This is a genomic window from Diaphorobacter sp. HDW4A (assembly GCF_011305995.1).
In the GTDB taxonomy this organism is placed as follows: Bacteria; Pseudomonadota; Gammaproteobacteria; order Burkholderiales; family Burkholderiaceae_C; genus Diaphorobacter_A.
Genome location: NZ_CP049911.1, coordinates 41,511 through 67,375, shown reverse-complemented (window position 1 = coordinate 67,375; position 25,865 = coordinate 41,511). Strand labels below are relative to the sequence as shown.

Genomic DNA, 25,865 nt, shown 5'->3' with positions numbered 1-25,865 from the left:
TCTGGGCCCCAGCCAGCGGCCCGAGCGCCGCAGCGGCAGGCTCAGGCCTTGTTCAGGATAGTGGACGCCACGAACTGCTCAAGAGCGGTTTTGACGACCTTGGACTTCATGCCTGAGCGCTGGAAATAGCCCAGCACTACCGATCCCTCAGCCAGGGTGGCCGAGAACTGGCGAATGACATCCTTGAGGTTATCCGCAGGCAGGGCATCAAGGTACTCGCGTGTGCGTTTGGAGGCCTCGGCAGGATCCACGGCCTGTTCTTGGTTTGATGGCGTGCTGGCGGTCTTGCTGGAGGCCTTCTTGCCCGCAGTCTTGGCCTTGGCCAGAGCCTTGGCGCCTTCCTCAACTCCATAGCCTTTGCGAAGGGCATCGCGGAATAGGGCAACGGGTGACTCGACGCCACTTTTTTAACGCGCGACTCGACGTGGGCCAGCGATGCGGCGAGAACATCGCGTTAATTAGCTGCATAGCCCCGCAGCTACAACAGCAGCGACCAACTCACACAAGTGAGCGGGGCACTGATCGCCAGCTACGTGCTTGATGCCATGGGCTGAGCCTTCGCGGTAGTGATTCAGTTCATTTGCAATTCTTGTCACTCTCGCTGTGATCGGGCCAATCAAGCCGTGCTTCTCGGCCGGCATCCTTGCAGGCCGAGTCTGTCCAGTGTGCGTTTTGCTATCAGGGCTTGCTCACATAGCGGCTCGTCCCAGTACTTGGACTGAAGTTATGGGAACGTTAGTCCACACTGCCACTGGATGACGTTGAAGTGGGCCGCGCTGGTTACCTGGCGTCGAGAACTCGGTATGTCTGTTGGAGGGCTCCGGCTGGCCTTGGAACAGTTCACTGTACGGTGCCGCTAAGCAGGTAATCTTGAGTCACCGCACTTGGGTTCGAAAGCGGCTCTCAGGGAGTGACCCACCGGTCAGCTGCTGCTCGAATGTGGGAACGAATTGCTGACTCCGCTGCCAGTGGGTCGCGGGACTGCAAGCAGCGCAGGATGAGCTCATGCTCCGCCAGGGCGGCGCTCCAAGTGGGTTGGCCTTCGAGTCGGTTGCGCATATGGCTGGCCAAGGGGCTTCGGCGCTCATCAAACAAGGTGCCCACCAAGCTCAGTAGCACCGAGTTGCCACTCATCTCTGCAATGCGCACATGGAATTCACGGTCGTGCTCCAGTACATCTCGCCCAGCGACGATGTCTGCGCGCATGGCCTCGACGCTCTCTGCGATCCGTGCCAACCCTTGCGGGGTGGCATTAACGCAGGCAAGCACGATCACCGCACCCTCCAGCGCTGCGCGTGCCTGCATCAGCTCAGCTGGACTCTCACCCATGGGCGACGGTGCGGCGCTGCGGCGCAGTGCCCGGCTACACACGTACACGCCCGAGCCCATGCGGATCTCCACACTGCCTTCAATCTCCAATGCAATCAGGGCCTCGCGCAGTGAGGGGCGTGAAACCCCCAGTTGCTGAGCCAAGTCGCGCTCGGGTGGCAGGCGGCTACCTTCCTTGTAATCGCCCTGCTGGATGAGGGTTCGCACCTTGTCTGCGATGAGCTGATACAGGCGCCGCGTCGGGTCTGGGACTTTGGAAAATTCGGTCATGCAGGCGGCCTCTGAAGTGGGCAATGGAAAGATTGGTCAGATATCTTGGTCAGGCCAAAAAGCACTGCACAACGTATTTTTCACGCATCTATGCGGGGAAATTTATTGAAAAGCGCGTGCTGGATTGTCTTTTCTGGAAAATTTGGGTGAACTGGGGTTAACCCGGTAAGGCCAATTTGGGTATTAAGTTTAAATTGGCCTTACCAAAAAAGAGATGCGCAAAACAGGTCCTCCGCCTGGCGCAGTTACCACTTTGAAATACTCCTTCGACTTTTCCGGTCCGCTGGCCTATTGGCCAGACCTGCTGGCAGGCGCATGGACCACGTTGTCGCTGTCCCTGGCATCGACCTTCTTCGGGTTCCTTGTGGGGGTCTTTTGCGCGCTAGCCACCACGGGCCGCGCCAAATGGTTAGCTCGCCTTGCCGGTGTCTATATCGAGGTCATCCGCAATACCCCGTTGCTAGTGCAGATCTTTATCGTCTACTTTGGGCTCTCGTCCATGGGCTTTGCGGTGGGGGCTTTTACGGCAGCTACGGTAGCACTGGTGGTGAATGTGGGGGCCTACACCAGCGAGATCGTGCGTGCGGGTATCGAGTCCATTCCCAAGAGTCAGTTGGAAGCTGCCGAATGCCTGGGGCTGACCCGCTGGCAGATGTTGCGCAACGTGGTGCTGCCACCGGCCGTGGAGCGGGTGTACCCCGCGTTGACGAGCCAGTACGTGCTGCTGATGCTGGCTTCGTCGATCAGTTCGCAGATTTCGGCAGAGGAACTGACGGCGGTGGCCAACCGCATCCAGTCCGACACCTTCCGCTCTGTCGAGACTTACCTCATCGTGGCAGTGGCCTACCTGGCGATGTCGCTGGTCATGCGTGGCATCTTCTGGCTCCTGGCCCGGTGGGCCTTCCCGCGCCGCCGCCGTCTTGGCACGCCTTTGTAATCCGGAGGCCAAGCCATGAGATTCCTCACTTCTGCCCACCTGCAATTCCTCTTCGATGGCCTGCTATGGACCGTTGGCCTGTCTTTGCTGGCCTTTGTGGGCGGTGGCCTGCTCGGCTTTGTGGTGGCGCTGGGCACCTCGTATGGGCCGCGCTGGTCGCGCCTGGTGGTGTCGCTTTACGTCAAGCTGATTCAGGGCACTCCTTTGCTGGTGCTGTTGCCGCTGGCCTATTTCGGGCTGCCGTCGCTGGGTCTAAATGTGCCGCCGCTGGGTGCGGCTGCCTTGGCCCTGTCGATTTATGTGTCGGCTTACCTGGGCGAGATCTGGCGCGGTTGCATCGAATCGGTGCCCCGCACTCAGGCAGAGGCGGCCGAGTGCTTGGCGCTGCGCTGGCACCAGCGGGTCATCCACGTCATCCTGCCCCAGGCTGTGAAGATCGCTACGCCCCCCACCGTGGGTTTCATGGTGCAGATCGTCAAGAACACCTCGCTGGCCTCGGCCATCGGGTTTGTCGAGCTCGCTCGCGCCGGGCAAATCATCAACAACTCGACGTTTGAGCCGTTTGTCATTTTCGTGATCGTGGCGATGCTGTATTTCGCCCTGTGTTACCCGCTGTCGGTGCTGAGCCGCCGCCTTGAGAGGAGCTTCCATGTCGCCCATCGTTGAGATCGAGAACATCTCCAAGTGCTTCGGCAGCACCCGTGTGCTGGAGGGTGTGTCCTTCACTGTCCAGAAGGGGGCTGTGGTGGCCATCATCGGCCAGAGCGGTTCGGGTAAAAGCACGGCACTGCGCTGCATCGACCGCCTTGAAACCGTGGACCAAGGCCGCATCCGCGTGTGTGGTCATGAGGTCACCTCGCCTGGGCTCGACCTGCACCAATTGCGCCGCGACGTGGGCATCGTGTTTCAGAGCTACAACCTGTTCCCCCACCTCACGGTGCTGCAAAACATCATGCTGGCGCCTCGCCTGGTGCAAAAAGTGGCCAAAGCCGAAGCCAAAGAGCGTGCGCTGGCCGTGCTTGCTCAGGTGGGCCTGGCTGAAAAAGCAGAGTGCTACCCCTCGCAACTGTCCGGCGGGCAGCAACAGCGCGTGGCCATTGCGCGCTCGCTGGCTATGCAGCCGCAGCTCATGCTGTTTGACGAAGTGACCTCTGCGCTTGATCCACAGCTCACCGGCGAGGTGCTGCGTGTGATGGAGAAGCTTGCCGAAGGCGGTATGACCATGATCCTCGTCACGCACGAGATGGCCTTTGCTCGCAAGGTGGCCGATGAAGTCATCTTCATGCACAAGGGCCGCGTGTGGGAGCGCGGACCGGCCTCCATCCTCGATGCACCCGCCACCACCGAGCTGCGTGACTTTGTGGGCAACGGCCTCTGATGCACTCGCCCCGCTGCATTCCTGCGTTCCCTTCTCGACTTTCTGACAACCACAACGGAGACACACCATGACACAGCGTTCCACTTTGATTCGCGGCCTGATTGCCGCAGCCGCTCTGATGGCCCTTGGCGCTGGAACGGCCCATGCCGACCTGCTCAAGGACATCCGCGAAGCCAAAAAGATCCGCATCGCGCTCGATACCGGATCGCCTCCTTACGGCTTTGTGGACGCGAACATGAAGGCCGTGGGCTCCGACGTGGAAACCGCCCACCTGCTGGCGCAAGACCTGGGTGTGGCCATTGAGGTCGTGCAGACCACCAGCCCCAATCGCATCCCCTTCCTGCAAACGGGTAAAGCTGACATCGTGGTGGCCTCGCTGTCGGTGACGCCCGAGCGTGAAAAGGTCATTGACTTCTCGGTGCCCTACGCACAGATCCTGGCAGTAGTGGCAGGCCCCAAGGGCGTGCAGATCAACGGGTTTGATGACCTCAAAGGCAAACGCGTAGCCACTACGCGTGGCTCCAACAACGACAAGGTGGTGACCACCGGCGCCAAGGATGCTCAGGTTGTGCGTTACGACGATGACGCCACGCTAGTAACCGCCGCCGTGAGCGGCCAAGCCGACATCATCGCCACTTCACCTGCCATCGTCAGCACCGTGCTTGCCAAGGCTCCGCAAAAGGACATGGTGACCAAATTCACGATGTCCACCGTGCCCCTTGGCATCGGCATGCGCAAGGACGAGCCCGCACTCAAGGCCTGGATCAATGACTGGATCACCAAAAACCTGGCCAACGGCAAGCTGCAAGCCATCTACAAGAAGTACCACGGCGGCTGAAGCCCTGCCCTTATCTCCCTCTCCACCTCCCAACTCCTGGACCCACCATGCTGACCGTCATCTGTGAAACCCCTGGCACTCTGAAGGCCGAACAACGCGATCGTCCCGTGCGGGCCGAGGGCCAGGTGTTGGTGCGCGTCAAGCGCGTGGGCGTGTGCGGTACCGATTTGCACATCTTCACAGGCAACCAGCCGTTTCTGGACTACCCCCGGGTCATGGGCCATGAGCTGTCGGGCGTGGTAGAAGAAGCCGCGCCTGGCGGGCGCTTGGCGGTGGGGGATGTGGTGTACGTCATGCCCTACCTGTCCTGCGGCCACTGCGTGGCGTGCAGGCAGGGCAAGACCAACTGCTGCGTCAATATCCAGGTGTTGGGCGTGCACCGCGACGGCGCCTTCACCGAATACCTCGCGCTGCCCGAAGCGTTTGTGCATAAGGCCGAAGGGGTGACTCTGGATCAGGCCGCCATGGTGGAGTTTTTGGCCATCGGCGCGCACGCGGTGCGCAGGGGCAATGTGCAGCCTGGACAGTGTGTTCTAGTGGTGGGAGCGGGACCCATCGGCATGGCCGCGATGATTTTTGCACGCCTGCGCGGGGCCACTGTCACGGCGCTGGATAGCCGCCAGGACCGCCTGGATTTTTGCCAGCGCGAGCTGGGCGTGGCGGGTACCGTGGCGCTGGGCGAGGGCGATGTGGAGCAGCTGTCTGCCGCCACCCAGGGCGAGTTTTTTGACACAGTGTTCGACGCCACGGGCAACGGCAAGGCCATCGAAAGGGGCTTTGGATTTGTGGCCCATGGAGGCACCTACGTATTGATCTCGGTCGTGCGCGACACCATCACCTTCTCCGACCCCGAGTTCCACAAGCGCGAGACCACACTGCTGGGCAGCCGTAACGCCACCACCGAAGACTTCGAGACCGTGATTGCAGCCATGCGCGAGGGCAAGGTGCCCACCGCTGCTCTCAACACCCACCGCATGCCGCTGGCCCAGGTGCCCGCCGATTTCGCGCAGTTGCTCGACCCTGCGCAGCGCGTGGTCAAGGCGATCGTGGAAGTCTGAACCGGGGCGCACAGACATGGCTCTTCCGATTCTTCAGTTTGGCACCAGCCGCTTTTTGCTGGCGCATGTGGACCTGTTCGTATCGCAGGCGCTGGCGCACAGCCACGGCGCCAGCGATGCGCTGGGTGGCATCACCGTGGTGCAGACCACGGACCGGCCCGAAGGTGCTGCACGCATTGCCGCCCTAACCCAGGGCCGTGGCTACCCCGTGCGCATCCAGGGGCTGTCGGGCGGTCAACGCATTGATGACACCGTGCAGTGCACGGCAGTGCGTGAAGCCTGGCAGGTGTCCAGCCACTGGCCCGCACTTCGCGCTGCCGTGGCGTCTGAGGTGCGCGTGATGGTGTCCAACACCGCCGACAAAGGCTACCTGCTGGACGAGCGCGACACCGCAGAGGCACTGGCCGAGGGCCGCCCTGCGCCCCACAGCTTTCCGGCCAAGCTGCTGGTGCTACTGCAGGGGCGCTGGCGTGCCGCGCCGCAGCTCCCCCTCACGCTGCTGCCTTGCGAGCTGATTGAGCGCAATGGCGAGGTACTGCGCGATGTGGTGGTAGGCCTGGCGCGGCAATGGAGGCAATCCGAGGCCTTCATCGCCTGGCTGGGCGCACACTGTGTGTGGGCCAACTCGCTGGTGGACCGCATCGTCTCGGAGGCCATCGAACCCGTAGGCGCCGTGGCTGAACCCTATGCCGTGTGGGTGGTCGAGCGCCAGGACCGGCTGCAGCTTCCGTGCAAACACCCTTCTATCGTATTGACCGATGACCTGGCGTTCTACGAGAGGCTCAAGCTCTTTTTGCTCAACGCGGGCCACACCTTTCTGGCCGAGCGCTGGTTGCAAGAGGGCCGCCGTGCCGACGAAACCGTGCGCGAGGCCATGGCCGATGCCCCGCTGCGCGCCGCGCTGGAAGCCCTGTGGGCGCAAGAGATCCTGCCGGTGTTCAGTGCCCTGGGCACGGCCGCCCGGGCCCAAGCCGATGCCTACCTGGTGGACGTGCGAGAGCGTTTTGAGAACCCCTTCCTGAACCACCGCATTGCCGACATTGCGCAAAACCATGCGCAAAAAAAGCAGCGCCGCTTCGGCCCCATCCTGGCGCTGGCTGCAGAACATGCGCCCGACCTCGCCCAGCCGCGCCTGCAAGCGGCCATGGTCTCCACACTTCCTTGAGCTGGCGATGCCACCGCTTGACGGTGCATTGCTGCCCACCCAGTCCTTTTTCACCATGAACACCCCCACGCAGCCTCCTCCTCCCGCCGCCCTCCAGTTGAGCGCGGCCGACAATGTGGCCGTTGCGCGCCAGGCCCTGGAGGCCGGCACCACCCTGCAGGTGGGGGCGTACACCCTGGTGCTGCGCGATGCCATTGCATCGGGGCACAAGGTGGCGTTGCTGCCCATCGCGCAAGGCGCGCCCGTCCTCAAGTACGGGCAGAACATCGGTGTGGCCACAGTGGACATCCCGGTGGGTGCCCATGTGCACGTGCACAACGTGGGCATGGCCGAATCCCAGCACGCCCACACGGCCGGGGCCGGCTACAAGCCCACGGCCGTGGCCCCGCAGCCGCTCACGTTTGACGGCTATGTGCGCCCCGATGGCCGCGTGGCCACGCGCAACTACCTGGGCGTAATCGCTAGCGTGAACTGCTCGGCCACCGTGTGCCGCCACATCGCCGATGCGTTCAAAGATGAAGTGCTAGCAGCCTTCCCCCACGTGGACGGCGTGGTCGCCATTACCCATGGCAGTGGCTGCGGCATGGGCGGCAACGGCGAAGGGCTGGCGCTGCTGCAGCGCACCTTGCGAGGCTATGCCAACCACCCCAACTTTGCGGGCGTGCTGGTCATTGGCCTGGGCTGCGAGGTCAACCAGATCGCACCGCTGGTCGAAACACTGAGCGCCCGCACACCGGGCATGTTTGCCACGCTGACCATCCAGGACGAAGGTGGTACGCGCGAGACCATTGCCCAGGGCAAGGCTGTGCTGCAGGGCATGCTGGCGCAGGCCAACCAGGCGCGGCGCGAGCCGGTGCCACTGAAGCACCTCACCGTGGGGCTGCAGTGTGGTGGCTCGGACGGCTACTCCGGCATCAGCGCCAACCCGGTGTTGGGCGCAGCGGTGGATTTGCTGGTGCAGCAGGGTGGCACGGCCATCTTGTCGGAGACCCCTGAAATCTACGGCGCAGAGCACCTGCTCACCCACCGCGCCGCATCGCCTGCCGTGGCCGACAAACTGCTTCAGCGCCTGGCCTGGTGGGAAGGTTATGCCGCCTTGCATGGCGGCGACCTCAACAACAACCCTTCGCCTGGCAACAAGGCCGGGGGCATCACCACCATCCTTGAAAAGTCGCTGGGCGCTGTGGCTAAGGCCGGCAGCACGGGGCTGATGGATGTGCTGGAGTACGCAGAACCTGTGCGTGCTCACGGCTTGGTATTCATGGACACACCGGGCTATGACCCCGTCTCGGCCACCGGTCAGGTGGCCGGCGGTGCAAATCTCATCTGTTTTACAACCGGGCGCGGCTCCACGTATGGCTGCAAGCCCACGCCCTCGCTCAAGCTGGCCTCCAACACGCCCATGTTCACGCGCATGTCGCTGGACATGGACTTTGACTGTGGTGGCGTCGTGGATGGCCGACAGACCATCCAGGAGGCAGGCGCCGCGTTGCTGCAGCTCATGGTGGCCACGGCCTCGGGCCAGCGCAGTAAGAGTGAAGACAATGGCCTGGGCGACAACGAATTTCTGCCCTGGCAACTGGGCGCGGTAATGTGATGAACGCAACACAGACTTCTACCCCCACTGCCCAATTCCTGGACGTGCTCACCGTCGGTGAGCCCATGGCCTTGTTCATGGCCTTGCAGCCGGGCGAGCTGCATGCAGTTCCTGACTTTCGCCGGGTGCCAGCGGGAGCGGAACTGAACGTGGCCACAGGCCTCGCCCGCCTTGGCCTCGCCACGGGCTACATCACGCGCTTAGGGCATGATTCGTTCGGCAACTTTCTGCGCGGCGTGCTTGCGCACGAAGGCATCGATACGCGCTACGTGGTGACTGACGCTGCCCACCCCACGGGTTTCATGCTAAAGACCCGCACTGACGACGGCAGCGACCCGCAGATCGAATACTTCCGCAAGGGGTCGGCCGCCAGTCACCTGAGCGTGGCAGATTCGCCGGCAGGAGCTTTTCCCGCGCGCCACCTGCACCTTACCGGCATTACTCCCGCACTGTCGTCCACCACCCGCGAACTGGCCTTCCACCTCGCCAGGCAGGCCCGTGCGGCCGGTGCATCCATCTCGTTTGACCCCAACCTGCGCCCGCGCCTGTGGGCCTCGCCCGAGGTCATGGCCGAATGTATCAACGCCCTGGCGGCGCTCAGCGACACCGTGCTGCCTGGCCTGGCCGAAGGCCGCCAGCTCACAGGTCGCTACACAGCCGAAGACATCGCTGCCTTTTATCTGGAGCGTGGTGCAAAGCAAGTGATCGTCAAACTAGGCCCCGAGGGCGCGTACTACGCTCACCGCGATGGCGCATCGGGTATCGCACCTGGGCTGCGCGTGGAGCGTGTGGTAGACACAGTGGGCGCTGGCGACGGTTTTGCCGTGGGCGTGGTCAGTGGTCTACTTGAGGGCTTGACGCTTACGCAGGCCGCTGCGCGCGGCAATGCCATTGGCGCTCGCGTGGTGCAGTTCCCAGGCGATGCAGACGGTTTGCCCACGCGGCGGGAGTTGCACGCAGGTGTGCTTTCGAATCTTAATTGCAGCACCGCTGCCATGGAGAGTCCATGAATGATGGCGCCCTGGCGCTGCGTAATGGCCCGCACGAACTGCTGGAATGCTTGGTGTAGGGATTCGCAGGCCGGGGTTTCACCCACTCGAACAAGCTGCGCCCAGAAACTTTGTTTGGGCTCATGTGGTGAACAACAGGCTGGGGTTGACTACCAACAGGTTCGGGATCTTGCCGATCAATCCGCGTGGCTCGAAATCCTTAGCGGGGTCGTTGCCAAGTTTGTTGTACAACGTGGCTTTGATGGTGTTGCCGATCGGGAAGTCATCGAGCGTGTACCTGCGGGTGTCGTCCTCGATTTTTGCCCGTGAGCCACTGTTGTGAGCTCGGTCCTGGGGAACCATGTTGGCAAGACTGAAAGGGTGGCGCAGATGACTTTTTTCCCGTGAAAGTAACAAGGAAGCAGATGAAACGTTGGGCCATACTTGCCGCGCTGTGCATTGCATCCATGGCGGGGCAGGCACAGGTCTACCGCTGCGGTAACACCTACTCCCAAGAGCCCTGCAAGGGCGGACGTGAAGTCGATGTCACTCCACCAGTCAGCGATCTCAGCGGCCCCAAAACCACCGTCATCTATTTGTGTCGAGCGCAGGGCGGCTCCTTCTATTGGATTCCCCAGCGGTGCGCTACGCGCGGCTGGACACTGGAGCGTAGTGCCACCGTCTCCAAGCATGTCAGTTGGGAGAGCCAAGTAGCAGAGGCCAAACAGCAAAGAAGCGAAGCAGAGGAGCTCCTGAGTAGGCCAGCTCCCGTGTACAACGCACCTGCACAGACACAAATGTCGCAGCTACCTGCTGTGAAAGAGCAATGCGTACTGCTCAATGAGCGTGTCGCCATGCTGGACTCCATGGGGCGAGCGGGGAGTCGGTACTACGACCTGGATTGGGTACGTTCAGAACGCAAGAAGGCGAGGGATGAGCAGTTCAAACTGAGGTGCTGACTGTTTGAGATTGATGTACCAGATGTCTTGCGGCGTATTAGGGTTACAGATTGCGGCTAAGGCGAGTTACAGCTGACGAATTCGGCGGGCTCATCTGCCGAACGGCGTTTCTCGCACCAACATACAAACTACCCTGGAAGTCGGCTGTGCAGCGGTTGCAGTCATCCAACTTTGGCCGCCGAACGCGTACTATCGGCCAGTAGCAGCCGGTCACTTTAAATGAAAGCGGACGCTCAATGCTTTATCCCGGAAGTGATCTGCGAGCATGGCACTTGCACCGTCCCCTCGATGGAATGGGTAGATTTCTATCCTAGGACCACATGACCTCAAATACCTTTTGATCGGCTGCGAGACGTCCTACTTTTCTCCGAACACTTTCATCTGCAGGGACCACTTCGCTTGCACTCAGTCGGCTGATAAATGCGGCAAATTCATCCGGCTCACACGTGGAGACGATGACGACTCCCTGAATAGCAAGCTCTTCTTCTTCCGTTCCAGCGCGGCTAAGGAAAACACTTTCAACGCCAGGAAGACCGAGTAGTAGCTGAAATGCTTCGCTGAGTTCCGAGCACGATATGCGCCCTTCAAGATTCGGAGCGAATGCAGCTTCCGCATCTGGGTGACAAAGAAACTCTTGTACCGTCATCAGCGGCAGACCTAGCGCACCCGGGCTCCCCCATCTGTCAATCATGCTGTGCACAAGTTGAGAGATGCGACCAGACCACCCTTTTGCGAGATCCGTCATGTCAATGACAATCGATTTCCCATGTACCGTTGAAATCGTAGATTTCTTGCTTCCATCGCCGTGTTTACTTGAACAGGCAGAGACATCTTTCCAAGCGAGCCTCAAGCTGCCTTGAGAACCGGAGACATACATGGCGTCCGAGGTGAAGTAGTACTTGGACTTGTAGATGGCGTACACGCGCTCGTGCGGCTGCAGGTCGATGGGAACTGCAGTTGTCCCTTCCGAGAAAACCTGGCAATACGTGCCGCGTCCCTCGTTGGCCTCCATCTGAAACATCCTTGCGATAAAAGCCTTCGGATCGTCGATGAGTGCCATAAGAAATATCTAAAGGTAATTGCGAACGCAAATTTGACTGAATGAACTGTGCCGCTAGAGATGTTCTGGACATTGATGCCTCTTGAAAGAGACCTGCAGTCCAGTTTTTTGTTGCAGTACCGTTGAATCGCTCGAGGGCGGTCTCAAATCTGAAGTGCAACACCCTCACCAAGGGTAATGTACGCAAATGGGAACGAGATACGAGCACTTGCAGCCAGAAGACAGAGTGACGCTGGCATCGCTGCGCCAGCAGGGCTGGAGCATCAGGGCCTTAGCCCGCCTTCAAGGCCGCAGCCCCAGCACCATCAGCCGTGAGTTGCGGCGCAACGCCTGCCACGGCGGTTACGCCAGCGCGCCTGCGCAGCGTCTGTGCCAGCTGCGGCGCATTCAGGCCAAGCCATGCCCCAAGCTGCACAGCTGCGGGGCGTTGTGGACTCTTGTGACCACCATGCTGTGCTGGCTGTGGTCGCCCCAGCAGATTGCACGCACACTCCAGCGCATGTATCCCCAGGACCCAACCATGCATGCCTCGCACGAGAGCATCTACACCGCCATCTATGCATACCCACGCGGTGAGTTGCGCCGCCAGCTCATCGCACTGCTGCGCCAAGGCAAGAGTACACGCCGCCCGCGTTCAGCAGGCTCTGATCGGCGTGGTCAGATTCCAGACATGGTCTCTATCCATGTTCGCCCACCCGAGGTCAATGATCGCGTGATCCCGGGGCATTGGGAGGGGGATCTGATCAAGGGTGCTGGCAACCAATCGGCGGTGGGTGTGCTGGTAGAGCGCTCAACGCGCTTGGTGCTGCTGTGCAAGATGCCTGACGCATCCGCAGACAGTGCGCTGGCCGCGTTCACCAACAAGCTGCGCCAGATCGCACAGCCGATGCGCCAGACGCTCACCTACGACCAGGGCAAGGAGATGGCCCGGCACAAGGAACTCGCCCAAGCCCTTGGCATGCGGGTGTACTTTTGTGATCCGCACAGCCCTTGGCAAAAAGGCAGTTGTGAGAACACGAATGGGCTGCTGCGCCAGTTCATGCCCAAGGGCACAGACCTGAGCATGCATGACCAGGATGCGCTGGACTCCATGGCCGATCTGATGAACAACCGTCCTCGTCAGACTCTCGGCTGGGATTCTCCCTACCAGGCTTTTCAGCGATTCATGGCGGCTATCGCCGAGAAAAGCTCCGCTACCATTCAGTGAATATCAACCAGCGGTGTTGCACTTCAGATTTGAGACCGCCATGCCATGATCACCCATCAGATTTTTGACACTAAATTGCCCCTGCATGCCGGCAGGCCCAGAAACTGTGTACTTGCCGAAGTCAGGAACTCCCTCCATCCAGGGAACGACTGATCCTCGCGGTACACCCATCACTGCCGCAGCTTCGTCAGACAGAGAGAAAGGAGAATTACCAATATCACCGAGGAACTGCCCTCTGCCTGGCGCGGGTTGCTGGAATTCCGGGTGTGGAGTCCAGCGTTCAGTACTGCGCGCAAGCGCATCCCGACCACACGCCCCACCTGGACAAGTATTGCACGGCCCCACGTTGTGCACCCATGTGCCCAAGGCCCCCACAAAGAACGTGTGCCCCACGTCCACCGTCAGGTTGTGCGTTGTGCCCTGCGGTGCCTCCAGCACCAGACTCTTGATCCGCAGCGTTTTGCCGCTGCCCAGTGACACCATTTCGTCACCCTGCTGTAGGTCTTCCACGCTCACGAAGCCTTGGCCCGCTACGTAGAACGGGTGGCCAGGAGTGACCAGTAGGTCTTCGGCGGTGGGTTGGGTGGTGTCTTCGGGCTCGCCGGTTTGCACCTGCTCCACGCTCAGCCGCAGGATGGGCCGGTCGTGGCGGATGTGGATGGCAGTCACCGGGGCCAGGAAGGCTTGCCCTGTGCCGTCTTCCAGGCGCGTCCATACGAGGTCGCCCACTTCGATGGTTTCAATGGGACGCTCGCCTGTCTCTGTGGCGACCAGGGTGCCGGGGGCGAAGCAGCAGGGTTCGCTGGGGGTGGCCCTTGCGGTTTTGCTGGTGGGTACGTTCTCGCCTGTGGCGGAGATCTTGGGGCCTTCGCGCACCATGGTGGGCGTGGTATCCCCTATCTGGTGCCGCACTTGCTCTGGCCCGACACTGGGGGTCTTGGCCGCCAGTGCTGGCTCGGCTGCTTCCAGCTCGCGCGCGAGGGCTCTGGCTGCTATGCGGCTCTTGGCAGCTGCGTTGCCTGTTGCGCTCAGCCCGGCATCGACCAAGCTGGCTGCGCTGCGGGCTGCCTGGGGCAAGCCTGCCACTGCCAGCGCGATCTCACCGGCGTAGTTGCCGCGTAGCATGGCGGCTGTGAAGGTGTTGCCTGCAGCGTCTTCGGCTTGTGGTTTGGCGTCAACGTTGACGATGGCTTGTTTGACGGCGGCTGGGATCTTGTCGGCGTTGTCGATGACGCCGCTGATCATGTCCAGCCGTTCGCTGTTCCTTCTTTGCGAGGCTTTGTGCCCCAGCAGTCCCAGGTAGCCGTCCGCTACAAATTGGACTGTGTCCAGGGCGCCTTCGACGGCTTTGACGGCGGTGAGGCCAATGCCGCCGACCACACCACCTGCAGTTTTGATGCTGCAGTCACTCAAGCTGTCGCATTTGCCATTGGGGTCGTTGTACCGATACGGGCTATACCGTCCGTACTGGTACGCCCCCCAGGTGATGGGTAGGTTAGCTTCTCCCTCCTCTGGGTCCCGGCTCACAAACTGCCCGCTGGCCGGGTCAAAGTACCGCGCCCTGGCGTACAAGAGCCCTGTCTCGGGGTCTGCGTAGTAGCTTCCGAAGCTGTGGCCGTTGCTTCTGAGGCCTGTGCCTGCGTTGCCGCTGGCTTCGCTGTCGATGAGGCCGTAGGCGCTGTAGTGCAGCAGGCTGTCTGCTTTGGCTGCGCCTGACTCGCTCACTACGGTGGCGATCAGTGTGCCTTGGCTGTCTGCGTGCAGTTGCGTGGTGCGGCTGCTGCTGCCCAGGCCGTTGGTGTATTCGGTGCGGCTGAACAGCCTGGGGGCGGTGCGCTCGGGGGTGGTGTGGCTGGTGAGGCGGTCTTGTGTGTCTTACCGAAAGACGCTACTCAATTGATAGCTGCTCGCGCTTGATGGGTAAGCGCTGGAGCATGATTTGGTTTGAATAAATGGCTGCCTGGGGAAAGTAATAAGACCTAGCCCCAGCACCCCACAGACCGGCAGCCACAAGACCTGCGCGAGCCACAAGGCTCGCGATGATTGGACAGGCTGGGCAGCAGAGGGTTTTCTGGGGGTCCCCTCGTTTTCAGTGCAATAACTGGCGGTACGCAAACCCAGCACTGGCGCGGGGGTGGTGTTGGTAGATCGTTGATTCTGTTGGCTTTCCTGTTCACCTTCAAATCCGGGATTCGTGGCGTCAAACCGTGATCGGTTTCATCCGTTGGTGCCAGTTATCGGTGCTCCCTGCCGCGAGGGCAGGATTTGGTCGGCATAACGGTCAACAGGAAAGCGGAACACGCCTCGCAGGTTGATGCTTTCCAGCCTGGTGGGAGCAATTTTTCCGATCAGTTCCGGCGGAATGGCCTGGCGGCGGTTCGACCAGCGATCCAGAACAGCCTGCATTTGTGACGTGTTCCACGCCATGACGATGTTGGCCAGCAGACTCAACGCGTCGGCCACAGCCTGCATTTCGTCCACACGTTTGGCCTGTGCCGGGCTGATCCGGCCGGTGTAAATGGCGCGCTTGAGGGCGTTGACCGCCTCCCCCGGTTGAGCACCCGGCGCAATTCATTCCTGAAAGCGTCCTTAACAAAGTAGTCGGCAAGGAACGCGGTTCGCAGCAAACGTCCCAATTGCACGCCAGCGTCATAGATGGGGTCACCCTGGGCAGCAGAGCCAAACCGCGCCAGTGCTGCCACCGCACTGGCGTGACCACTCATGACCGAAGCCGCCAGATGCACCAGGCTGTCCCAATGCTTTTCGATCAGGGCAACGTCAACATTGGCCTCGCACACCGCAGCTATTTCGGCTGGCACCTTGGCGCCGCGAGGCACGAACAGGTGGCGTTGTTTCAATTCCTTCAACCGCGGGCAAAGATCAAAGCCCAACAACCGGGCCAGTGCCATCGCAAAATCGGTGTAGCCGTGGGTGTCCACCGCCAGTTGGCTGGTTTCAAGGCGTTCCTGACGTATGACGCCTTCAATGGCCACGCCAGCTTGGCGCTCATTGAGCACGAAGGGCTGTGCGTGAAAGATTCCCCAGCGGTCGCGTACATGGGAGTAGATGCCAATGGAGGGCGTGTTGCGCCGGGGATCAAGCCGGGCCTGCCATACCCGCTTGGTTGTCTCCATGCTCATCATGTCAGAAGACGCCAGGTCTGAACGGCCCCAAGTGGTGGCGATCGGGTGGCGTTGCATAAACTCCAGCACCGCCTGGCAAGCCTGACTCAGACGGCGTTCGTCCCGTGCCCAGCGCATGGCCTGGCGGATGCTGGTGGCAGACAACTGCGGAATCATGCGCGCGCATTCGATGGCTGTCAGACTGGTGCCGTGGGCCATGATGCCGGCATAGACCATCAGCAGTTCCGCTGTTGACCGTGGTTCACGGCCGAGCATGATCCAGCTGAAGCGCACCTGGGCGTCAACGGCCAGAATCACTTCAGGCAATTGCACTTCGCCGATGCGGTGATCCAAAGCCGCCCGTAGCTTGGTGACTTCGGGTCTTCGTCTTCGGCGGGTAAAACTGAGAGGTGGAGTTCATCGTCGACGCGCAGTACGCCACTGCGTGCCGCCGCAGCCACAGCATCGACACCTGCAGTTACCTTGGCCAACAATGGCTTCAGAAAGGTGGCCGCCTTGCCGGGCAGCGACAGACGGGCATAGTGCTTCTTGGACTCGTCCTTCCAACGTTCGTCCGTGAAGAACAGGCGTGCACGGCCCCTAAAACTCAAGCTGTGCTCGATCCAGACCGATCCATTGCGCACCGCGCGGCGCAGGGCAAACAAGGTGGCAACCTCCAATGCCCGAAACGCCCGTTCCCGGTCTGGGCTGGATATGGCGGCTTGCCAGACCTTCCCAGGCCTGGCGCGACAACGCCATCCGGCAACTTTCTGATGTTACTGGCGTAATAGGCGCTCAATTTCGTCAGGGCGTCGATGGTGGGATGCTCTCCGGTGGCTTGCCATGGAAGCTTTGCAATTGCCACAAGCAGTGAGCGTACGGGGCGAATGACATCAATCAATCCTTCGCGCACAAGGGAGGCCCGACTGGGTGGCTTGCGTTTCTGGGTTTCGATGACCAAGGCTTCAAGCCGTGCGCGCAGCTCGGCGTCCGGCACAGCGCCCTGGGCGCTCAAGGCCACGAGTTCGGCCAGTAGCGTTTTGTACATCGCCGCCCAGTTGACGGTGGCGGGGACCTCGGCAGCGGTCTGGCGCCACAGATCGGCAATCCGGCGCTGCACCATCAAAATCAACTGGTCCGTGGTGGTGAACAGGCAATACCGCAGAAAGCAGGCGACCTCCACGGTGCGCGCGGGTTCCTTGATCTTGGCGCCGGCAGACGGCGGCCGAGAGACTAGTCGGCGCGCGTAACGGCGCAAGATGAGATCGGGGATGTCGGTCAGGTGTTTATGAACGTCCAGCTCGTACAGCAGATCGATGCGTTCAAGTACCTCGCTGATTTGGCGGGTTGAGTGCTTGGCCGGCGCCGACCACAGCCAGCTTTGTTGGGTTTGTCCATCTGGGCGCAGCTCTGCAACCGAGGTTCGCCACCGATCAAGGGTTGCCGGATCGACGCTGGCGGCGATTGCAGCACCTGTCTCCGCTTCGAGCTGGGTGAGTGCGCTCGCAATCAAAGTCCGGATGGCCCGCTCGTGCACGATCACCAGCTTATTCTTGTACAGCCATTGGCGGGCCCTCCCGAGCAGTTGATCGCGGTCGGCGCAACGGGCCACTTCGTCCCGCAGTTCACGCACCAGGGAGCGGCGTTGGTGCTCGCTCATCCACCGAAAACCAAGGGCCGTGCACGCTACTTGCTGGTGATCGAACAGTGTCTTCTCCCGCCCGTACAGCGTGCGCAGCGAAGCCACATCAGGGGTGGCAATGCCAAGTTCCTCGCTCAAGTGGCGCCACAGGGCGACGGGAACCACCCGAAAGGCATACAGCAGGCGGCCACTCATGCGCAAAAACCCGATATGCAGCGCCAGACCGAGCTTGTGGGCGTCACCCCGGCGCGCATTGATTGCCTCGCGCTCTGCACCATCGAAGGTGAAAAACGCCTTCATCTCGAAGTCACTGATATCGCGGGGCAGCTCACGCATCCCCAAAAACGTCGTTTGCCAGTCCTGCATCGTGAACCCCATTAGTGGGAGGCCACGATACCCGTTTGAGAAGTGAACAGGAAAGCCAACAGAATCAACGATCTACCAACACCACCCCCGCGCCAGTGCTGGGTTTGCGTACCGCCAGTTATTGCACTGAAAACGAGGGGACCCCGAAATACCCGCAGTGAAAATCCGCCAACCTGGTTGCGGTTTTCCTGTGCACCACAACCAACGTTCAGGGCCCCAGTCCATTGCCGGATACTGCCTGGCGCGATGTATTCGAAGTCCATCCAGCGATCAATCTTGCCTTGCATACCAACGGCTTTGACATAGGTTGGCGGAGGATCACTGTTCAAAAGCCAGCGCACGAAGTGCAAACCACCTTCGTTCGGTGTCACCTGTGTTTTGGCTTCTACGTGCGCCGTGGCACTTTGCCCGCCAATGGTGCTCTTGTGTACATAGGCCAAATGGGTCAGGTCCATCAGGTTGTCCACCATGAGCTGGTAACCCGCCTTCACGTGGTACATGGTGTGCTTGTGCGGCCAGTGCTCCAGATCGTTGTGGTAGGGGTAGTCCACGATGAGGCTGGGATCGGCGTCCTTCGCTGCGCCCATCCAGATCCATAGGAACTGGTCTTTTTCCACCAACGGGAAACTCTTGACCTTGGCTTTGCCAGGAATACGGTCTTGGCCGGGAATGTGCACGCAGCTTCCTGCACAGTCGAAAACAAGCCCGTGATAACCGCACTGCAATCCTTGCTCGGTCACGGCTCCGAAGCGCAAGGGCGCACCGCGATGACAGCACCTGTCTTCCAGCGCTGCAGCGCGGCCGTGAACATCACGAAACAACACCACGTTTTCTCCGAGCAACTTTCTACCCAGCGGTACGTCCTTCACCTCGTCAGCCCAGGCTGCGATGTACCACGCGTTGCGAATGAACATGACACTCTCCTACGAAAACCAGCTTGCGATGGCTGCTGAGATGGCTTGCCCCGCTCAGCAGATTGGAGAAATTCATCGCAGATAACGTATACGTTGAATTCCTTAATTCGAATTTTCAGCTTAAATTTTGTGCAAAATATTAGTGAAATCCCTTGCTTTATATTTTTTACGTATACATTCAATTGGATAAATGTGGCTGAAACAGCAAAAATGCGGGCATTCATTTCGCATCAATCCACGCTGAGACTGGGGCAGAATGCGATATCCCGGAAACCCAATTGAAGGGCATCGATTCATCATGCGTCGCACGCAAAATTTAGTTGCCCTTTCCTCTGTCGCCAGCGAGGAGTCTGGTCATTCGCAAACCGTCAAGGCAGTGATTGGTCTTCGCGGCATGATTCTTGAAGGTGCACTGAAGGCCGGGGAACGAGTCTTGGAACAGATGGTGGTGGACAAGATCAACGTCTCGCGCACACCCGCGCGGGCTGCCATTCTTCGCCTGTGCGAGGAGGGCATGATTGACGCTCTGCCCGGAGGAGGTTATGCCGTTGCATCCTTTTCGGAGGCAGACGTGTTCGACTCAATCGCGATTCGCGGCGAGCTAGAAGGCATGGCGGCCCGGCTGGCTGCTGAGCGAGGAGCCCCGTTAAGCACGCTCCAAAAACTCGACCGATGCGTGGCCGCTCTGGACGTGGTGCTGCAAAGCATGAAAGAAACGCGGCACGTGACCCAATATGTGGAGTTGAATGACGAGTTCCATGCACTTCTGATAGAGGCAGCACAAAGCCCGATGCTCAAGAAATCCATCCAGAGAATCGTCACACTGCCGTTTGCAGCCCCGAACTGCTTCATTTCGACGTCGCACGATACACCGGCATTCAACCACCAGATCATGTTGTTTGCGCAGGAGCAACACCGGTCGCTGGTGGAGGCGATCCGTGCCCGCGAAGGTGCCCGTGCAGAAGCCATTGCACGAGAACATTCACGGTCTGCGTGGAAGTACATCAAGGCGTTGCTCGAACTAGAAGACTATCAGTCCAAGTTGCCTGCCGTTACCCGCCTGTCACCTGCACTTCTGGGTATCAAAGTGCCGACTTGATTCGTGGCGTATGGCTTTAAGGCCCCTCGTTGGAGAACTCCTGGAATCATTGTGAATAAATCGGTTGCAGCTTTGTCTTTGGCCTTTTTTGCAAGTGGGCAGGCTACTTCACTTGACCTTCTGACCCCGATGCAATTCGCTGGTAGTCACCGCATCTCTGCAACGGACTGGTGAAGTCCGTTTTTTTAATCAGATTGAGCTCACTCGGGTCTGACCTGTTTCAAATCACATGTGCGTGTTGCACGCTTTATCGCTTCTAAAGGTTCATATGCGCTTTCTGGGACCGGATTGTCGATTGGTGAGCGATCTGATCAAGCCGCACAGTGACACGCACGCAGGAACATCGACCGCAACATGAGATGGAACCCCTTGGAGATCCCTTCCTTGCCTCTTGAGGAGGCGCTTATGCTTTTATGCAAGCTACTGCGGAATTCATGGAGGTGCTGTCCCAAAGTTTTCGAACCCTGCAGCCAAATTCATTGTTGCGTCTTCAATTTGTAACTCAAATATCTTATTGAGACAAAAGCACTCAATGCACATACATTTGATTGCCATTCGTTTTGGAAGGGCCCTTCAATGAAGCGGATGCGTGTTTGGTTGAGTGCCGTTTTGGCAGCGGGTGTAGTCACGCCCTCTATGGCCGTGACTACACCACCTGGCATTCCCAGGTTCCTCTGCGACGCCAATCTCCCCGCAGATGCCGACACAGTTGAGGTGAATTGAATAGATTGTGGTTAACGCGAAGTTCACCCACTTGGCTAACCAAGGCCGCGGGGGATACGGCCTTCCGTTTTCATCCAGCACCACAACAGGTGAACCGACGGTGCCGACTGGCATTCCAACTTGGAAATATTTCGATCTGGATGACCTCAATGCCGACTCAATCACCGGTGTGACCACCGCTACGGCAGAATGGGCCGTCGGCTTTCGCCGCAGTTGCCTGGTGCCGCGTCGACGCATTTCGTAGGCAGCCGCATTCTGCCAGGTGGTTGCCGTATCGGTGCTCACTTTGCAATCCCTGCATTACCTCGCGCCTGACCTTTGAGTTTCGTGCTCTCCGCTCCATGTCAGGAGCCATCCAATCACGCATAAGTCGCCTCCATGTGGCCTGATTCCACAGCGTGACATGCGCCGATGTCCCAATGGACGCGATCTGGCCTGGTATTGTCGTGAGACTCCAAGACAGACCCCTCCATTGCCACCTTCGGGTGGCTTTCTTATTCCAGATGGCAAACGCTATCCCTATTTCGGGGGATAGCGTTCACTCAAAAGCTGGCGCAGACTATCAGAGCCAATCAGTGTTATTGCAAACTTGTTGCAGAATTTTCCAAGACGACATTTTGGGAGGGCCATATGTCCACATCTTCACAGCTTGTCAATCATCCGATCAACATGGCTCCGCAAGAATTTGCATTCTGCTGGGCGCAAGGACTTTGCAGCGGCAAGACATTGGGACACCCATGCATTGACTGGAGCAGTGCCCCTGCACACGCGCATTGGTGGGCGATAGATGCAGATGGTGCGGCTCATTGGTTTGCTGACCCGCGAGTGCCCGCGTTCGACACGCATTGGCGCTTTGAGGTCGCGGTAGCTCCAAATTTCGGCTATCAGGGCGACTACAGACAGTCGCTAACAGAAAGGCCTGATAAATAGTTTAATACTACTTATATACAGGAGATGGCCATGGAAACAGTCATTGAAACAGTAGACCATCCAATTGTTGTCATGTTCCGTAGGCGAGCAGAAGTACTGGAAGCTAGACATGCACAGCGCCGAAATCCAGAAGAGTCGATAGCCAGGCTTGCAATTTGGATTTCTCTCACAATGAGCTGACGGATATAGGCGGGCTTCTATTTCAGGAACAGGTTCGCCGGAGCATGTTCCGACGGGTGAAGTGAGCTAGAAAAGCGCATTGAGAAAGTTGCGAGTTTCAGCTTGCGCCCATCCGTGCATGCGTTGGCAGACTTCAGCAGGGCCGCATTTGTGTGAACCATAGCGGATCGCTGGTTCGAGATGCCGTGCGACTTGTGTGCTGAGAGACCACGTTTCAGACCATCTTCTGGTGGCTTATTTTCGGCAAAAGATCAGCCCGGCTGGGTAACAGCATTTGAGATGTATCACATGGGTCTGACAGTTGTTGACCGTCACACCCAGTAACAGTGAACGACACTATCGAGCATGACTGAGGAACTCGATATCACGTCGACCATCGACAATTTCCACGAGCGTGCGGCGCGAATGGTCGAGAACGAAGATCCATTTGATCTCGATCCCGCGATCGTGAAGCTGGCGCAATGGATCACTAAAGAAAAGGGCTGGCTGACAAAAGACGACCTCGATGCACTGTGCGAGGTTGGCGGAATGATGTTCCGGAAACAGCTACTTCGACGCGTTCAGACGAATGCCTCCAGGATCGAAGATATCGAATTCAAAGAGGTAGAAACAGTCCAAACATAACCTTGGGAAACGCCAAGAAACGAACCCTCGTGGAGGCTGGATGGTTCAAATCAAGCGGCTACCTCAGTCGCCGCACTGGCAGGTGTACACATCAGCGACAAAGGCCAGGTACTGCCAACTTCGCCACGTCGATATGTTTGTGAAAACACTGGCTAAAAGTTGATTCGGACGCTCGGCACGGAACGGCCGATTGACGCGATCAGGTGGACATGTCGCCTTGGCATCATTGATCGTGGCGCAAACACCTCGCCCTGCATCACACCTCGCATATCAGGGCGGCGCATGAGCCGTTCCCAGCGCAGAGGATGCCACAACCCTACCCCCACACACCGACTGGCGCCAAGCTATGACGATGCCATACACCTGCATATTGGCATGCCACGAGCTTGCGGTGCGCAAGCCAACCCTGAGTGCAATCGATTCAACGACTGCCCACCGTGAAGTGTATTCCCCGCAGTGCTCCTTCACCATGCGGACTGCGCGCCCGCGGCCCTCAGGAGAGAACTTGTTGAACTGATCCATGGCTTGATCATCTTAAGCGTCGATGCTCCCACCAGATTCGGCGTGGTCCGCGCTTGCCGCCTGCAACTCGATGCCTCACCCAGCAGCCCCTCCATCAATCGCGCGAAAACCCAAAGCGATGACGCGACCCACCGCGATCTCAGGAATAGACCACAGACCCCGATCGACAACCTGCAGCACTCGCCAGAGTGGTCGCAAAACTTAGCATGAATCTTGGACAGCAAGACGTGGAGGTGAGGGCGTTTTGCGATCTGGTCAATGCGAACGAGGTGTTACCGATGCAATCTGAAGTATTTGCTTGCATGCGTCAGAACTGACAGCCTCAATAAAGCAGTTCATATTTGTTGACAATATTGATGTAAGTACTTGCTATTGATTTATATCAATGAAAACAAGTTTGCATGGAACAACTCTTCCTTTAATAGAATTTATCTATTGAAATGATTGTTGCTGACTTCGATCAGAACTGATTGAATATTTACCTGATGATTAATTTCGATCATTTCTGATTAATAGCGACGAAGGGATGGATAAATGTCGAACCTAAATGAAAGTCTGGATGATCTGATGTCTTTGGATGGCGCACTTTGCGCTGCAATCGTTGATTACACCAGCGGCATGATTCTTGGCAGCAAGGGCAATGCGGTTGACATGGAGTTGGCCGCCGCAGGCAATACCGAGGTCATGCGGGCGAAAGTAAAGACGATGAAAGCGCTTGGTCTAAACGACCAGATTGAGGACATGCTCATCACATTGGGAAAGCAGTACCATATCCTTCGTCCATCCGAGCACAATACGGGAATTTTTGTCTACTACGTTCTAGACTCAGGCCGGGCCAATCTCGCACTCGCTAGGCGCAAAGTGAACGATGTCGAAGGAAAGCTCAAAATGTGAACTTCTTTTGAATAGAGATTGATTGACGCCTCAAGGTTTGGAAGAGTCTTGAGGCGTTCGCATTTAGAAGTTGGGGTTCAATACCTTGGGTGCTACGCGCGCGCGGTCAACTCGGAATCTGATGGGTCCCACCAGCGTGGCGGGAAGAGTATGCAATCCTTAGCTGTCTGGATTGTTCCGGAATGAGGGAGTCTCTTGCGCAGAATTCGCTACCTGACAAACCGGCACCGGGCGCCTTCCACCAACATTGCGCTTGGGTTGCTTCTCGCGTTCAATGCTGGGGCAATGAATGCGGGAGGATTTATGGTGCTGCACATGTACACGTCGCATATGTCAGGATTCGCATCGCAGTTTGCCGATGGGCTGACGCTCAAAGATCGGGAACTCGTGCTGAGTGCAATTGGGGCAATCTTGTCGTTTTTGCTTGGAGCAGCTGCGTGCGCCATACTGGTAGGTTGGAGTCGGAAACACAAGCTTTACAGCGTCTATGCGCTACCGCTAATGCTCGAGGCGCTTCTAATGCTCCTGTTTGGATTGATGGGTTCTGTGATGTTGGCTTGGGCTACACCGTTCGCCCTGCCGCTTGCTGTCATTTTGCTGTCGTTCATTATGGGACTTCAGAACGCTGTTGGCTCCAAGACCTCGGGTGGTAGTGTTCGCACCACGCACATGACGGGAAATATCACAGACTTGGGAATGGAGATAGGGAAACTGTTTTTCTTGGTTCGTAGTGATCCCGGATCAACCGCCCAATGGGCGCAAAATTTGAAGCGTATGAAGACTCATGCAGGGCTAGTTGGGATGTTCATTTCCGGCGGTATTTCAGGGGCTATTGGGTTCAAGCACGCCGGCTTTATATGTGTCCTGCCGCTTGCCGCGCTACTTCTGCTTCTCTCCATCCCCCCAATAGTAAGAGACGCCAAGGCTCTTGGAACGTTGATTTTTGACGCTCAACTATAAGAGTCGTACTTGGATCCCCCCGGTTTGCCAAGCACGCTTTTGAAGCGGAAAAACAGGTAAAGATTGCATCCGTACATTCGGACTTTGCGCAGCATGCTTCGCTATCCCTCATCGTACCAACCCTGTTGGCTCAAGGACCCGCTGCACGAATCAGATCGACGCATGCTTGCGTGGACTCGAGCGGTCTACGGCGTTGAAAATCCTCGCGATAGCTGCAGCTATCGCTGCGGTTTTCGCCTCGTATCCCACCTCCCGATCCGCACAAGCTGCTTGACGATCGATTCGTGCAGAGGGTCCTTAACGCATTCGAGCTTGAAGATGTTGTTACCCAGGGTGTAAGCGCACGGTCATCCCACCCTTGAAGGGATTGGTCTAAGCGGCAACGATGGTGTCCACCAAAGATTTAGGTGGACACCATGAATGAAGCCAAGAAGAAGACCCGCCGGCGGCACAGCGCCGAGCTCAAGCAGCAGATCATTGCTCAGTGCGCCGAGCCGGGTGCATCGGTGGCCAGCATTGCCTTGTCGTACGGCATCAACGCCAACGTCGTTCACAAGTGGCGCCGCGAAGCGGGTGGCGCGCTGCCTGCACTCCAGGCCCCCGCATTCGTTCCAGTGCCGCTGCCGCCAGCGGCATGTTCACCAGGGCCTGCACTTGCACCAGACATCCGCATCGAGCTGCGCCGTGGCGCCACCACCGTCTCGGTGACCTGGCCATTGGATGCGGCCGACCAGTGCGCCGTGTGGATGCGAGAGCTGCTCAAGTGATCCGGGTTGATGCGCTGTGGCTGGCCACTGAGCCGCTGGACATGAGATCGGGCACCGAGACGGCGCTGGCTCGCGTGGTGTCGGTCTTCGGCGCAGCGCGCCCGCACCACGCCTACCTGTTCGCCAATCGACGCGCCAACCGCATGAAGGTGCTGGTGCACGACGGCATCGGTGTGTGGCTGGCAGCGCGTCGCCTCAACAGCGGCAAGTTCGTCTGGCCGCGTGATGCGGCAAGCACCGCCTCGCTCACCCGAGCCCAGTTCGATGCGCTGGTGCTGGGCCTGCCCTGGCAGCGCCTTGGCAACGGTGGTGTCATCACCGTGGTCTGACTCTGA

Annotated in this window: 23 protein-coding genes and 2 pseudogenes; 17 read left to right on the top strand and 8 right to left on the bottom strand. The window is 59.0% G+C overall.

Annotated features, from left to right (window positions below; genetic code table 11):
- Positions 1-41 precede the first annotated feature (41 nt).
- Both G7047_RS29750 and G7047_RS29745 read right to left on the bottom strand, forming a co-directional pair.
- On the bottom strand, positions 42-251 hold the full coding sequence (locus G7047_RS29750) for a hypothetical protein (RefSeq protein WP_166312360.1): 210 nt from the start codon (positions 249-251) through the stop codon (positions 42-44).
- A gap of 652 nt (positions 252-903) precedes the next feature.
- A complete protein-coding gene (locus G7047_RS29745) occupies positions 904-1,599 on the bottom strand; it encodes a FadR/GntR family transcriptional regulator (protein WP_166312359.1) in 696 nt (231 codons plus the stop codon).
- Between the two features lie 253 nt (positions 1,600-1,852).
- Here G7047_RS29745 and G7047_RS29740 point away from each other — a divergent pair, with 253 nt between their 5' ends.
- From G7047_RS29740 to G7047_RS29705, 8 genes are all read left to right on the top strand, one after another.
- Positions 1,853-2,536, top strand: a complete 684-nt coding sequence (locus G7047_RS29740) for an amino acid ABC transporter permease (protein WP_166312358.1) — start codon at positions 1,853-1,855, stop codon at positions 2,534-2,536.
- 15 nt (positions 2,537-2,551) lie between these two features.
- Positions 2,552-3,202 (top strand): amino acid ABC transporter permease, encoded by a 651-nt coding sequence (locus tag G7047_RS29735; protein ID WP_166312357.1) that lies wholly within the window; start codon positions 2,552-2,554, stop codon positions 3,200-3,202.
- Positions 3,186-3,914: an amino acid ABC transporter ATP-binding protein gene (locus G7047_RS29730; RefSeq protein WP_166312356.1), complete on the top strand. Its 729-nt coding sequence runs from the start codon at positions 3,186-3,188 to the stop codon at positions 3,912-3,914. Before G7047_RS29735 ends, G7047_RS29730 begins: the two co-directional genes overlap by 17 nt.
- A gap of 67 nt (positions 3,915-3,981) precedes the next feature.
- On the top strand, positions 3,982-4,752 hold the full coding sequence (locus G7047_RS29725) for a transporter substrate-binding domain-containing protein (RefSeq protein WP_166312355.1): 771 nt from the start codon (positions 3,982-3,984) through the stop codon (positions 4,750-4,752).
- A gap of 47 nt (positions 4,753-4,799) precedes the next feature.
- Positions 4,800-5,810, top strand: coding sequence for a zinc-binding alcohol dehydrogenase family protein (locus G7047_RS29720; RefSeq protein WP_166312354.1), 1,011 nt, complete (start codon positions 4,800-4,802; stop codon positions 5,808-5,810).
- A gap of 16 nt (positions 5,811-5,826) precedes the next feature.
- On the top strand, positions 5,827-6,975 hold the full coding sequence (locus tag G7047_RS29715) for a mannitol dehydrogenase family protein (protein WP_166312353.1): 1,149 nt from the start codon (positions 5,827-5,829) through the stop codon (positions 6,973-6,975).
- Positions 6,976-7,030: 55 nt separating this feature from the next.
- Positions 7,031-8,572: a UxaA family hydrolase gene (locus tag G7047_RS29710; RefSeq protein ID WP_166312471.1), complete on the top strand. Its 1,542-nt coding sequence runs from the start codon at positions 7,031-7,033 to the stop codon at positions 8,570-8,572.
- Complete coding sequence (locus tag G7047_RS29705; protein ID WP_166312352.1) at positions 8,572-9,582, top strand: sugar kinase; 1,011 nt, start codon at positions 8,572-8,574, stop codon at positions 9,580-9,582. The genes G7047_RS29710 and G7047_RS29705 overlap by 1 nt, the downstream gene beginning before the upstream one ends.
- A gap of 120 nt (positions 9,583-9,702) precedes the next feature.
- On the opposite strand, the gene G7047_RS31595 is transcribed toward G7047_RS29705, so the two are convergent.
- Positions 9,703-9,924, bottom strand: a complete 222-nt coding sequence (locus G7047_RS31595) for a hypothetical protein (RefSeq protein ID WP_371813914.1) — start codon at positions 9,922-9,924, stop codon at positions 9,703-9,705.
- 62 nt (positions 9,925-9,986) lie between these two features.
- Here G7047_RS31595 and G7047_RS29695 point away from each other — a divergent pair, with 62 nt between their 5' ends.
- Positions 9,987-10,520, top strand: a complete 534-nt coding sequence (locus tag G7047_RS29695; protein ID WP_166312351.1) for a DUF4124 domain-containing protein — start codon at positions 9,987-9,989, stop codon at positions 10,518-10,520.
- 310 nt (positions 10,521-10,830) lie between these two features.
- Here the strand turns inward: G7047_RS29695 and G7047_RS29690 are convergent, their stop codons facing one another.
- Positions 10,831-11,580: a hypothetical protein gene (locus G7047_RS29690; RefSeq protein WP_166312350.1), complete on the bottom strand. Its 750-nt coding sequence runs from the start codon at positions 11,578-11,580 to the stop codon at positions 10,831-10,833.
- A gap of 187 nt (positions 11,581-11,767) precedes the next feature.
- Between G7047_RS29690 and G7047_RS29685 the strand changes: the two genes are divergently transcribed.
- A complete protein-coding gene (locus tag G7047_RS29685) occupies positions 11,768-12,787 on the top strand; it encodes an IS30 family transposase (RefSeq protein WP_166312349.1) in 1,020 nt (339 codons plus the stop codon).
- Between the two features lie 3 nt (positions 12,788-12,790).
- Here G7047_RS29685 and G7047_RS29680 read toward each other — a convergent pair whose 3' ends face one another.
- The 3 genes and pseudogenes from G7047_RS29680 to G7047_RS29670 all read right to left on the bottom strand — a co-directional run bounded on the left by G7047_RS29680 (position 12,791) and on the right by G7047_RS29670 (position 18,831).
- Positions 12,791-14,512: a polymorphic toxin-type HINT domain-containing protein gene (locus G7047_RS29680; protein WP_166312348.1), complete on the bottom strand. Its 1,722-nt coding sequence runs from the start codon at positions 14,510-14,512 to the stop codon at positions 12,791-12,793.
- A gap of 492 nt (positions 14,513-15,004) precedes the next feature.
- Positions 15,005-17,917 (bottom strand): annotated as a pseudogene (locus G7047_RS29675) (Tn3 family transposase).
- 11 nt (positions 17,918-17,928) lie between these two features.
- Positions 17,929-18,831, bottom strand: a complete 903-nt coding sequence (locus G7047_RS29670) for a Rieske 2Fe-2S domain-containing protein (RefSeq protein WP_166312347.1) — start codon at positions 18,829-18,831, stop codon at positions 17,929-17,931.
- Positions 18,832-19,129: 298 nt separating this feature from the next.
- Here G7047_RS29670 and G7047_RS29665 point away from each other — a divergent pair, with 298 nt between their 5' ends.
- The 3 genes from G7047_RS29665 to G7047_RS29655 all read left to right on the top strand — a co-directional run bounded on the left by G7047_RS29665 (position 19,130) and on the right by G7047_RS29655 (position 22,387).
- Positions 19,130-19,930 (top strand): GntR family transcriptional regulator, encoded by an 801-nt coding sequence (locus tag G7047_RS29665; protein ID WP_166312346.1) that lies wholly within the window; start codon positions 19,130-19,132, stop codon positions 19,928-19,930.
- Positions 19,931-21,613: 1,683 nt separating this feature from the next.
- Positions 21,614-21,763 carry a hypothetical protein gene (locus tag G7047_RS29660; protein WP_166312345.1) on the top strand — a complete coding sequence of 50 codons (150 nt, stop codon included), beginning with the start codon at positions 21,614-21,616 and terminating at the stop codon, positions 21,761-21,763.
- A 345-nt stretch (positions 21,764-22,108) separates the two neighbouring features.
- A complete protein-coding gene (locus G7047_RS29655; protein ID WP_166312344.1) occupies positions 22,109-22,387 on the top strand; it encodes a hypothetical protein in 279 nt (92 codons plus the stop codon).
- Between the two features lie 84 nt (positions 22,388-22,471).
- On the opposite strand, the pseudogene G7047_RS31590 reads toward G7047_RS29655, so the two are convergent.
- A pseudogene (locus G7047_RS31590) lies at positions 22,472-22,909 on the bottom strand (hypothetical protein); the annotation flags it as partial.
- Positions 22,910-23,443: 534 nt separating this feature from the next.
- Between G7047_RS31590 and G7047_RS29650 the strand changes: the two are divergent.
- From G7047_RS29650 to tnpB, 4 genes are all read left to right on the top strand, one after another.
- Positions 23,444-23,803 (top strand): hypothetical protein, encoded by a 360-nt coding sequence (locus G7047_RS29650; protein ID WP_166312343.1) that lies wholly within the window; start codon positions 23,444-23,446, stop codon positions 23,801-23,803.
- A gap of 195 nt (positions 23,804-23,998) precedes the next feature.
- Positions 23,999-24,763: a YoaK family protein gene (locus tag G7047_RS29645; protein WP_166312342.1), complete on the top strand. Its 765-nt coding sequence runs from the start codon at positions 23,999-24,001 to the stop codon at positions 24,761-24,763.
- A gap of 416 nt (positions 24,764-25,179) precedes the next feature.
- Complete coding sequence (locus tag G7047_RS29640) at positions 25,180-25,530, top strand: transposase (protein WP_056265811.1); 351 nt, start codon at positions 25,180-25,182, stop codon at positions 25,528-25,530.
- Positions 25,527-25,859 carry an IS66 family insertion sequence element accessory protein TnpB gene (tnpB, locus tag G7047_RS29635; protein ID WP_056265807.1) on the top strand — a complete coding sequence of 111 codons (333 nt, stop codon included), beginning with the start codon at positions 25,527-25,529 and terminating at the stop codon, positions 25,857-25,859. The genes G7047_RS29640 and tnpB overlap by 4 nt, the downstream gene beginning before the upstream one ends.
- The last annotated feature ends 6 nt before the right edge of the window (positions 25,860-25,865 follow it).

Coding starts and splice junctions, on each gene's coding strand:
- G7047_RS29695 (WP_166312351.1), top strand. CDS start 9,987: ATGAAACGTTGGGCCATACTTGCCGCGCTGTGCATTGCATCCATGGCG.
- G7047_RS29715 (WP_166312353.1), top strand. CDS start 5,827: ATGGCTCTTCCGATTCTTCAGTTTGGCACCAGCCGCTTTTTGCTGGCG.
- G7047_RS29650 (WP_166312343.1), top strand. CDS start 23,444: ATGTCGAACCTAAATGAAAGTCTGGATGATCTGATGTCTTTGGATGGC.
- G7047_RS29745 (WP_166312359.1), bottom strand. CDS start 1,599: ATGACCGAATTTTCCAAAGTCCCAGACCCGACGCGGCGCCTGTATCAG.
- G7047_RS29735 (WP_166312357.1), top strand. CDS start 2,552: ATGAGATTCCTCACTTCTGCCCACCTGCAATTCCTCTTCGATGGCCTG.
- G7047_RS31595 (WP_371813914.1), bottom strand. CDS start 9,924: ATGGTTCCCCAGGACCGAGCTCACAACAGTGGCTCACGGGCAAAAATC.
- G7047_RS29730 (WP_166312356.1), top strand. CDS start 3,186: ATGTCGCCCATCGTTGAGATCGAGAACATCTCCAAGTGCTTCGGCAGC.
- G7047_RS29640 (WP_056265811.1), top strand. CDS start 25,180: ATGAATGAAGCCAAGAAGAAGACCCGCCGGCGGCACAGCGCCGAGCTC.
- G7047_RS29705 (WP_166312352.1), top strand. CDS start 8,572: ATGAACGCAACACAGACTTCTACCCCCACTGCCCAATTCCTGGACGTG.
- G7047_RS29720 (WP_166312354.1), top strand. CDS start 4,800: ATGCTGACCGTCATCTGTGAAACCCCTGGCACTCTGAAGGCCGAACAA.
- G7047_RS29710 (WP_166312471.1), top strand. CDS start 7,031: ATGAACACCCCCACGCAGCCTCCTCCTCCCGCCGCCCTCCAGTTGAGC.
- G7047_RS29685 (WP_166312349.1), top strand. CDS start 11,768: ATGGGAACGAGATACGAGCACTTGCAGCCAGAAGACAGAGTGACGCTG.
- G7047_RS29665 (WP_166312346.1), top strand. CDS start 19,130: ATGCGTCGCACGCAAAATTTAGTTGCCCTTTCCTCTGTCGCCAGCGAG.
- G7047_RS29655 (WP_166312344.1), top strand. CDS start 22,109: ATGACTGAGGAACTCGATATCACGTCGACCATCGACAATTTCCACGAG.
- G7047_RS29725 (WP_166312355.1), top strand. CDS start 3,982: ATGACACAGCGTTCCACTTTGATTCGCGGCCTGATTGCCGCAGCCGCT.
- G7047_RS29690 (WP_166312350.1), bottom strand. CDS start 11,580: ATGGCACTCATCGACGATCCGAAGGCTTTTATCGCAAGGATGTTTCAG.
- G7047_RS29670 (WP_166312347.1), bottom strand. CDS start 18,831: ATGTTCATTCGCAACGCGTGGTACATCGCAGCCTGGGCTGACGAGGTG.
- G7047_RS29660 (WP_166312345.1), top strand. CDS start 21,614: ATGGAAACAGTCATTGAAACAGTAGACCATCCAATTGTTGTCATGTTC.